Source organism: Rhodanobacter sp. PCA2 (genome assembly GCF_013620825.1).
Lineage (GTDB): Bacteria > Pseudomonadota > Gammaproteobacteria > Xanthomonadales > Rhodanobacteraceae > Rhodanobacter_A.
On the sequence record NZ_NJIC01000052.1, the window covers coordinates 34548 to 43606 of the forward strand.

At 69.1% G+C, this 9059-nt stretch carries 4 protein-coding genes; 1 reads left to right on the plus strand and 3 read right to left on the minus strand.

Annotated features, from left to right (window positions below):
- Positions 1–78: 78 nt before the first annotated feature.
- The 3 genes from PCA_RS16325 to PCA_RS16335 all read right to left on the minus strand — a co-directional run bounded on the left by PCA_RS16325 (position 79) and on the right by PCA_RS16335 (position 7943).
- Positions 79–3216, minus strand: coding sequence for an efflux RND transporter permease subunit (locus PCA_RS16325; protein WP_181303675.1), 3138 nt, complete (start codon positions 3214–3216; stop codon positions 79–81).
- A gap of 127 nt (positions 3217–3343) precedes the next feature.
- Positions 3344–6586 (minus strand): efflux RND transporter permease subunit, encoded by a 3243-nt coding sequence (locus PCA_RS16330; RefSeq protein WP_181303676.1) that lies wholly within the window; start codon positions 6584–6586, stop codon positions 3344–3346.
- Between the two features lie 133 nt (positions 6587–6719).
- Positions 6720–7943, minus strand: coding sequence for an efflux RND transporter periplasmic adaptor subunit (locus PCA_RS16335; RefSeq protein WP_181303677.1), 1224 nt, complete (start codon positions 7941–7943; stop codon positions 6720–6722).
- A gap of 399 nt (positions 7944–8342) precedes the next feature.
- Between PCA_RS16335 and PCA_RS16340 the strand changes: the two genes are divergently transcribed.
- Positions 8343–8864 carry a c-type cytochrome gene (locus PCA_RS16340; protein ID WP_181303678.1) on the plus strand — a complete coding sequence of 174 codons (522 nt, stop codon included), beginning with the start codon at positions 8343–8345 and terminating at the stop codon, positions 8862–8864.
- Positions 8865–9059: the final 195 nt, after the last annotated feature.

The window sequence follows — 9059 nt, forward strand, 5'->3', positions numbered from 1 at the left end:
GGCCTGCGCCGGGATGACGGGCGGGGGCTCTGCGCGCGATCCTCTCTCCAGAGGGGGAGAGGACGCGCGCAGCGGGACTCAGCCGGGCTGCTGCAGCGGCGCCGCGCGGCGTGCGCGGCGCTGTTCGGCGCGGCGGGCGCGCCAGGCCTTCCAGCGCGCGCCGAGGCAGGAGAACACCACGTACAGCGCCGGCGTGCTGAGCAGGGTGAGGCTCTGCGAGATCAGCAGGCCGCCGATCAGCGCGATGCCCAGCGGGCGGCGCAGCTCGCTGCCCTCGCCCAAGCCGATAGCGATCGGCAGCGCGGCGAGGATCGCCACCATGGTGGTCATCATGATCGGGCGGAAGCGCACCAGGCAGGCCTCGTGCACGGCGTCCAGCGGAGCCTTGCCGTGGTCGCGCTCGGCCACCAGGGCGAAGTCGATCATCATGATCGCGTTCTTCTTCACGATGCCGATCAGCAGCACCAGCGCGATCTGCGCCACCACCGAGAGCTCGGTGCCGGTGAGCCACAGCGCCATCAGCGCGCCCACGCCGGCGGCCGGCAGGGTGGACAGGATGGTCACCGGGTGGATCAGGTTCTCGTACAGCATGCCCAGCACGATGTACACGGTGAGCACCGCCGCCAGCACCAGCCACAGCATGCCGCCCTGCATCTGCTGGAAGCGGCGGAAATCGCCGCCCACGTTGAGCTTGATGTCGCCGGGCATGCGCATGTTCGTGACCGTGGCCTGCACGATCCCCATCGCCTCGCCCATGCTCACGCCCGGCGCGAGGTTGAAGCTGAGATCCATGGTGGTGTACTGGTTCTCGTGCGTGACCGCCGAGGGCGCCAGCCCCGGCACCTGGCGCGCGAACGCGTTGAGCGGGACCATCTTTCCGCTGCTGGAGCGCACGTAGACCCGGTTGATCGCCTCCGGCGTGGCGGTCTGGTTCGGCAGCGCGTTCACCACCACCTTGTACTGGTTGATGTCCGAGTAGATGGTGGACACCTGGCGCTGGCCGAACGCGTCGTACAGCGCGCCGTCGATGGTGCCGATGGACACGCCCAGCCGCGCCGCGGTGGCGCGGTCGATCACGATGTTCTGGCGCAGGCCGCCTTCGTCCACGTCGCTGCCCACGTCCTGCAGCTTCGGGTTCTTCTTCAGCTCGGCCACCAGCTTCGGCAGCCACTCCTGCAACCCGGCCAGGTCGTTGCCCTGCAGGCCGATCTGGTACTGCGCGCCCTGGCTGGTGCCGCCGCCGCTGGCGCTGGGCAGGTCCTGCAGCGGACGCAGGCGCAGGTTGAGGTCGGGGTACTTCGACGCCTTGGCGCTGAGCCGCGCCAGCACCGCGAAGGTGTCGTCCTTGCGGCCCTCGGCGCGGGTCCTGAGGTCGATGTTGAACGAGCCGCTGGCGCCCTGCCGGCTGCTGCCCAGGCGCGTGCCCACGGTGGCCACGTCCGGATCGGCCATCAGCATCTGGGTGAGGCGCTGCATGCGCTGCCGGCTCTGCTCGAACGAGACGGTGGCGCCGGAGGTGGCGCGGCCCCAGATCAGGCCGGTGTCCTGCGCCGGGAACAGCCCGCTCTTGACCACGCCGAACAGGAAGTAGGTGGCCGCGATCAGCACCAGCGGGGTCAGCGCGAACGCCAGCGCGTGGCGCAGCGAGAACGCCAGCGCGCGGCTGTAGATCGACTGCATGCCGGCATGGAAGCGGTCCAGCGCGCGCCCCAGCCGCGATGGCGCGGCCTGCTCGGGGTGGCCGCTGAGGAAGCGCCCGCACAGCGCCGGGGTCAGCGTCAGCGAGACCACCGCCGACATCACGATCGCGGCGACCAGGGTCATCGCGAAATCGTGCATGAACATGCCGGTGATGCCGCCGGCGAACAGCAGCGGGATGAACACCGCGATCAGCGAGGCGGTGATCGAGACGATGGTGAAGCCGATCTCCTTCGCGCCCGCCAGCGTCGCCTCCATCCGGCCCATGCCGGCGTCGATGTGGCGGATGATGTTCTCGATCACCACGATCGCGTCGTCCACCACGAAGCCGATCGCGATCACCAGCGCGAGCAGGGTGAGGTTGTTCAGCGTGTAGCCGAAGATGTACATCGCCACGAAGCCGCCGGCCAGCGACAGCGGCACCGCCGTGGCGGCGATCAGCGTGGGCGCGAGCCGGCGCAGGAACAGCGCCATCGTCAGCACCACCATCGCCAGCGAGATCAGCAGCGTGGCCTGCACCTCGTGCAGGGAGGCGCGGATCGTCGGCGTGTCGTCGAAGAACGGCGTCATCGTGGTGCCGGGCTGCAGGTAGTCGCGCAGCAGCGGCAGCTGGGCGCGCACCGCGTCCACCGTGGCGATCACGTTCGCGTCGGACTTCTTGTACACGTATAGCAGGATCGCCGGCTTGCCCTGGAACCAGGCCGCCTGGTACGCATCCTGGGTGCCGGCGTAGACGTTCGCCACGTCGGACAGCCGCACCGGCGTGCCGCTCTTCATCGCGATGACCAGCCTGGCGAAGTCGTCCGCGGTATGCAGCTGCGAAGTGGAGCTGACCGCCATCGTGGTGCGGCCGTTGGACAGGAAGCCCTCCGGCGAGGTGACGTTGGCCGCGGTGAGCGCGTTGCGCAGCTGGTCCGGCGACAGGCCCATCGCGTTCAGCGCGCGCAGGTTCACGTCCACGCGGATCGCCGGCGTGGCCGCGCCGGCGATGTCCACCGAGGAGACGCCCTTGAGCTGGCGCAGGCGCTGCGCCAGCAAGGTGTCGGCGGCGTTGTACATGTCCGCCGCCGATTGCGTGGTCGAGGTCAATGCGATCGCGATGACCGGATCGTCGTTGGGGTTCGCCTTCTGGTAGCTGGGCGCGCCGTTCAGTCCTGGCGGCAGGTCGGGCAGCGCGGCGTTGATCGCGGCCTGCACGTCGCGCGCGGCGGAATCCAGGTTCACGTTGCCGTCGAACATCATGAAGACGAAGCTGCTGCCCTCGGAGCTGGACGAGCGCATCGCCTGGATGCCCGGCACCTGGCCCAGGTGGCGCTCCAGCGGCGCGGCCACGGTGGAAGCCATGGTGGAGGCGTCCGCGCCGGCCTCGCTGGCCTGCACGAAGATCGCCGGGAACTGCATGTCCGGCAGCGCCGACACGCCGAGCTGCAGGTAGCAGATCAGGCCGGCCACGAACATGCCCATCGCGAGCAGCGAGGTGCCGATGGGCCGGCGGATGAAGCTGCCGGAGATGTTCATGCCCGGCCCCGGGGGGGCCGCGGCACGGCAAGGCGGATGCAAACGCTGGGATTCATGCTCTGCTCAACGTGCGCGCGGCGAAACGGTTGATCCGTTTCGCCGCGCGGTGTCCGACGGGACCGGCCTCTCAATGCATTGCGCCACCGGCCTGGGCACGGGCCAGCAGGCGCCGCTCGTGGCGGGCGTGCAACCAGTCCTGGAAACGCTCCATGTACAGGTATATCACTGGCGTGGTGTACAGCGTCACCAGCTGCGAGAGCAGCAGGCCGCCCACGATGGAAACGCCCAGCGGCCGGCGCAGTTCCGCGCCGATGCCGTTGCCCAGCGCCAGCGGCAGCGCGCCCAGCATGGCGGCGGCGGTGGTCATCATGATCGGGCGGAAGCGCAGCAGGCAGGCGCGGTGGATCGCGTCGCGCGCGTTCATGCCCTTGCGCCGCGCCTCGATCGCGAAGTCGATCATCATGATCGCGTTCTTCTTCACGATGCCGATCAGCAGCACGATGCCCACGATGCCGTCCACCGACAGGTCCATGCCGAACAGGATCAGCGCCAGCAGCGCGCCCACGCCGGCCGGCGGCAGGGTGGAGATGATCGTCAGCGGGTGGATGTAGCTCTCGTACAGCACGCCCAGCACGATGTAGATCACCACGATCGCGGCGAGCAGCAGCAGCACCTCGTCGCCGAGGCTGTTGGAGAACTCCGCCGCCTTGCCGATGAACTCGCCGCGCACCTGCGGCGGGAACTTCAGCTGCGCCTCGACCTCGTGGATCGCGGTCACCGCGTCGGACAGCGAATAGCCCGGCGCCACGTTGAACGACAGCGTCACCGCCGGCAGCTGCTGCTGGTGGCTGATCACCAGCGGCGCGCTGGCGACCTTGGCGCTGACCAGCGAGGACAGCGGGATGGTGCCGCCGCCGCCGATCTGGAAGCCCACGTTGCCGGTGTTGCCGATGCCGGACGGCGTGGCCGAGTTGCTGGAGGTGAGCTGGCCGAAGCTGGTGGCGTTGGAACCGGTGAGCGCGCCGCTGCCGTTGCCGCGCACGGTGATCTGGTCGAGCAGCGCGGTGGTGGTGCGGAACTGCGGCGCCACTTCCATCACCACGCGGTACTGGTTGAGCTGGGTGAAGATGGTGGAGATCTGGCGCTGGCCGAACGCGTCGTACAGCGTGTCGTCGATGGTCTGCACCGGCACGCCGAGGCGGCTGGCCTTCTCGCGGTCGATGGTGAGCTTGAGCGAGTTGCCCTGGTCGGCGAGGTTGTTGTCCACGTCCGCCAGCTCGGGCCGCTGGCGCAGCGCCTGGGTCATCTGGCCGGCATAGGTGCCCAGCTCGGCGGTGTTGGTGTCGGACAGGGCGTACTGGTATTCGGTGGCCGACACCGTGCTGTCCAGCGTCACGTCCTGCACCGGCTTGAGGTACAGCGCCACGCCGGGGATGCCGGCCGCCGCCTGCTGCAGGCGCAGCAGGATCTTGTCCAGGCCGTCGCGCTTGCCGCGGTCCTTCAGCACGATGGAAAGCTGGCCCTGGTTCAGCGTGGGATTGATCGTGCCCGCGCCGATGAACGCGGCCACGCCGGCCACGGCCGGATCCTTGCGCAGCGCCTCGGCGACCGCGCTGGTGCGCTGCTCCATCGCCGGGAACGCCACGTTCTGGTCGGCCTGCACCACGCCGGTGATCATGCCGGTGTCCTGCTCGGGCAGCAGGCCCTTGGGGATCGCGATGTACAGGAACACGGTGACCGCCACCGTGGCCGCGGCCACCATCATCGTCAGCTTCTGGTGGTCCAGCACCCAGTCCAGCGAGCGCTCGTACAGGCCCACGGTGCGCGCCCACACGGTGCGCTTGCCGGCGGCGAGGTGGCGCTCGTGCGCGTCCTCGCCCTCGGGCAGTTGGTCGGGCTTCAGCAGGTAGGCGCACATCATCGGCGTCAGCGTCAGCGACACCAGCATCGAGATCGCCACCGCGATGGTGAGCACCCAGGCGAATTCGTGGAACAGCCTCCCGGTGACGCCCGGCATCAGCAGCAGCGGCAGGAACACCGCGATCAGCGACACGGTCAGCGACAGCACGGTGAAGCCGATCTCCTTCGCGCCGAGCTCGGCCGCCTCCTTGCCGCTCTTGCCCTGCTCGATGTAGCGGACGATGTTCTCGATCATCACGATCGCGTCGTCCACCACGAAGCCGGTGGCCACGGTGAGCGCCATCAGCGAGAGGTTGTCCAGCGACATGCTGGTGAACGACATCACGCCGAAGGTGCCGAGCAGCGACAGCGGCACCGCCACCGACGGGATCACCGTGGCCCACAGCCGGCGCAGGAACACGAAGATCACCGCCACCACCAGGAAGATGGTCAGCAGCAGGGTGAACTGCACGTCCTCCACCGAGGCGCGGATGGTGATGGTGCGGTCGGCGAACACGTCCAGGTGCACGTCGGCCGGCAGCGCGGCGCGCAGCTCGGGCAGGATCTGGCGGATCTGCTGCACGGTCTGCACGATGTTCGCGCCGGGCTGGCGGCGCACGTCGAGCAGCACCGCGGGCTTGCCGTTCGCCCACGCGGCGAGCTGGTCGTTCTCCACGCCGTCGACCACCTGGGCCACGTCGGAGAGCTTCACCGGCGCGTTGTTCTTGTACGCGATGATGGTGTTCTTGTACTCGGCGGCGTCGGCGAGCTGGTCGTTGGTGCCGATCGAATAGCTCTGCGTCTTGCCGTTGAGCGTGCCCTTGGGCGCGTTGACGTTGGCCTGGGTGAGCGCGCTGCGCACGTCTTCCAGGGTCAGGCCGAGGTTGGAGAGCTGCGCCGGGTTCACCTGCACGCGCACCGCGGGGCGCACGTTGCCGGCGATCGAGACCAGGCCCACGCCGGGCACCTGCGACAGCTTCTGCGCCAGGATGGAATCGGCGAAATCGTTGACGTCGCGCAGCGGGCGGCTGTCCGACTGCAGCGACAGCGTGAGGATCGGCGCGTCGGCCGGGTTCACGCGGTTGTACACCGGCGGGTACGGCAGGTTGCTCGGCAGCACGCCGCGCGCCTGGTTGATCGCCGCCTGCACGTCCTGCGCGGCCACGTCGATGTCGCGGCTCATCGAGAACTGCAGGATGATCGTGGACAGCCCGGCCGAGGAGTCCGAGCTCATCATGGTGAGCCCGGAGATCTGGCCGAGCTGGCGTTCCAGCGGCGTGGTGACCAGCACCGCCATGGTGCTGGCGCTGGCGCCCGGATACTGGGTGGTCACCACCAGGCTGGGCGCCTCGATCTCGGGCAGCGCCGACACCGGCAACTGGCGGTAGCCCAGGATGCCGAGCAGCAGGATCGCCACCATCAGCAGCGAAGTGGCGATCGGGCGGCGGATGAAGAGCGTCGAGAATCCCATGGGTATCCGTGCTGCTGTGTGGATGGCTTCCTGCTCGCCGGCAGCCGAGGCCGCCGGGAGGTGATGCGCGGGCCGCCACCACGGCGGCGAAGGTCAGGCGGTCGTCGCCGCGGCGGCGGCCGCCTGACCGGGCTCAGCGGCCGCGCCGGCCGCCGCCCTTGCCCTGCTCGCTGGCCTTCTTCAGATCCGCCGCGGTCGGCGCCGGCGGCACTTCGCCGGGCTTCAGCGGGTTCACCTTGCTGCCGGGCTTCAGGCGGAACTGGCCTTCGGTGACGACCTGCTCGCCCGCCTTGAGCCCGCTGCCGATCATCACGTGGCTGTCGCCCACTTCGCCGGCGACCACCACCGGCTGCATCTTGACCGTGTTGTCGCCCTGCACCTGGTAGACGTAGTCGCCGTCCGGGCCGCGCTGCACGGCCTGCGCCGGCACCACCAGCGCGCCGTCGTCCACGCGCACCTGCAGCCGCACGTTGACGAACTGGCCGGGCCACAGCGCGTTGTCCGCGTTCGGGAACTCCGACTTCAGGCGGAACGTGCCGGTGGAGGTGTCGATCTGGTTGTCGATCACCTTCAGCACGCCGCCGGTCGCCACCGGGTGCGCGTCCACGCGGTCCAGCGCGGTGACCTGCAGCGGCGCGCCGTCCTGCGCCTTGCGCACCATGTCCAGGCTCTGCTCGGGCAGGGTGAACATCACGTTGATCGGATGCAGCTGGGTCAGCGTGACGATGGTGCTGCTGGTGGTCACCACGTTGCCCGGGTCCACGCCGCGGATGCCGGCGAGGCCGTCGATCGGCGAGCGGATCTGGGTGTAGTCGAGCTGGGTCTTCGCGCTGCTGATCGCGGCGTTGTCGGCCGCCACCGCGGCCTCATACTGCGCCACGGTGTTGTGCTGCGTGATCAGGTCGATCTTCGCCACGTACTGGCTGTACTTGGGATCCTTCGAACGCTCGTAGTTGCTGCGCGCCGTGGCCAGCAGCGACTGGTCCTGGTTGCGCTTGCTCACCGCCTGGTCGTAGCTGGCCTGGTAGGTGCGCGGGTCGATCTGCGCCAGCACCTGGCCCTTCTTCACCTGCTGGCCCTCGGTGAACGCCAGGCTGACCAGCTGGCCGCCCACCTGCGGGTTCACCGCGATGGTGTTCAACGCCTGCACCGTGCCCAGCGCGGTGAGGTAGACCGGCACGTTCTGCTTCGCCACCGGCACCACGGTGACCGGCACCGGCGGGTTGTCCTTGCCGCCCGGGCCCTGCGGAGTGCCCTTGCCGCCGCCACCGCCGGGCTTGTGCAACAGCCGCACAGCGACCACGGCCACCACGACTACCGCAACGACGACCAGCGCGATCTTCCAAAAACGCGACATGCGGAAAACTCCCAAATGAACTGTGCCACCGTTGGACCCCGTGCCGACGCGGCAGGCGACCGGCGTATGGGTGCCAAGCATAGGTGCACTGCAACGAATTGGAACAATGCCAGTTGACAGGGGTGCGGCATGACCGATGGCAGGGATGCGCCCCCGCCGCATCGCCCGGCTTGGACCCGCACCGGGCGCCACGGTTCCGCAGCGCGACAGATCGCCGCCGCGGCCGGCTGAAAACTTGCCGGCGGCTTCGTCTATACTTCAGGCCTTGTGCCTGCCCTACCGGCCCCGCTGCACCGCGGCCCCGGCAGGTGCGGGCATGCGGCAGCCGACCGGCCTGCCGGATGCCAACGGGGCTTTCCGGACGATCCACCGACCTGGAGTACATACGTGAGCGGTTCCATGAACGATTCCGACCGGGTGTTCGTGCACCAGTTCGCCAAGCTGATTGGCGGCCTGAGCGTGCTGACCGTGGTGCTGATCCTCGTCGCTCTGGCGATCTACCGCCACGAACCCAAGGAAACCAACCCGAACGCACAGCCTCAGGTCGACGCCCGGATCGCGCCCGTCGGCGCGGTGTACGCGGGCAACACCGGTCGCGCCGCGATGCAGGCCGCCGCCGAGGCCGCCAGCAAGGCCGCCGCCTCGCAAGTCGCCTACGGCGGCAGCACCGACGGCAAGACCATCTACGACAACCTCTGCCACAGCTGCCACACCGCCGGCATCGCCGGCGCGCCCAAGCTGGGCGACAAGGCCATGTGGGCGCCGCGCGTCGCCCAGGGCATCGACACCCTGGTGAAGCACGCCATCGACGGCTACCACGGCCCCGACGGCAACTTCATGCCACCCAAGGGCGGCAACCCCGCGCTCACCGACGAACAGGTGAAGGCGGCCGTGACCTGGATCGTGGGGCAGGCCAAGTAAGGGACACCCCGCTTCAATCCTATGCAAGCAAACGCCGCCCTCCGGGCGGCGTTTTCGTTCGCCCCTCCCCCTGCAAGCAGGGGGAGGTTGGGAGGGGGTAGGCACGCGGCGAGATTGTATTACCCCATCCCCTGCACACAGGCGCAGGGAGAAAGCCCGTCACCCTTCCACGTTCTCCCCCATCCATTCCTGCGC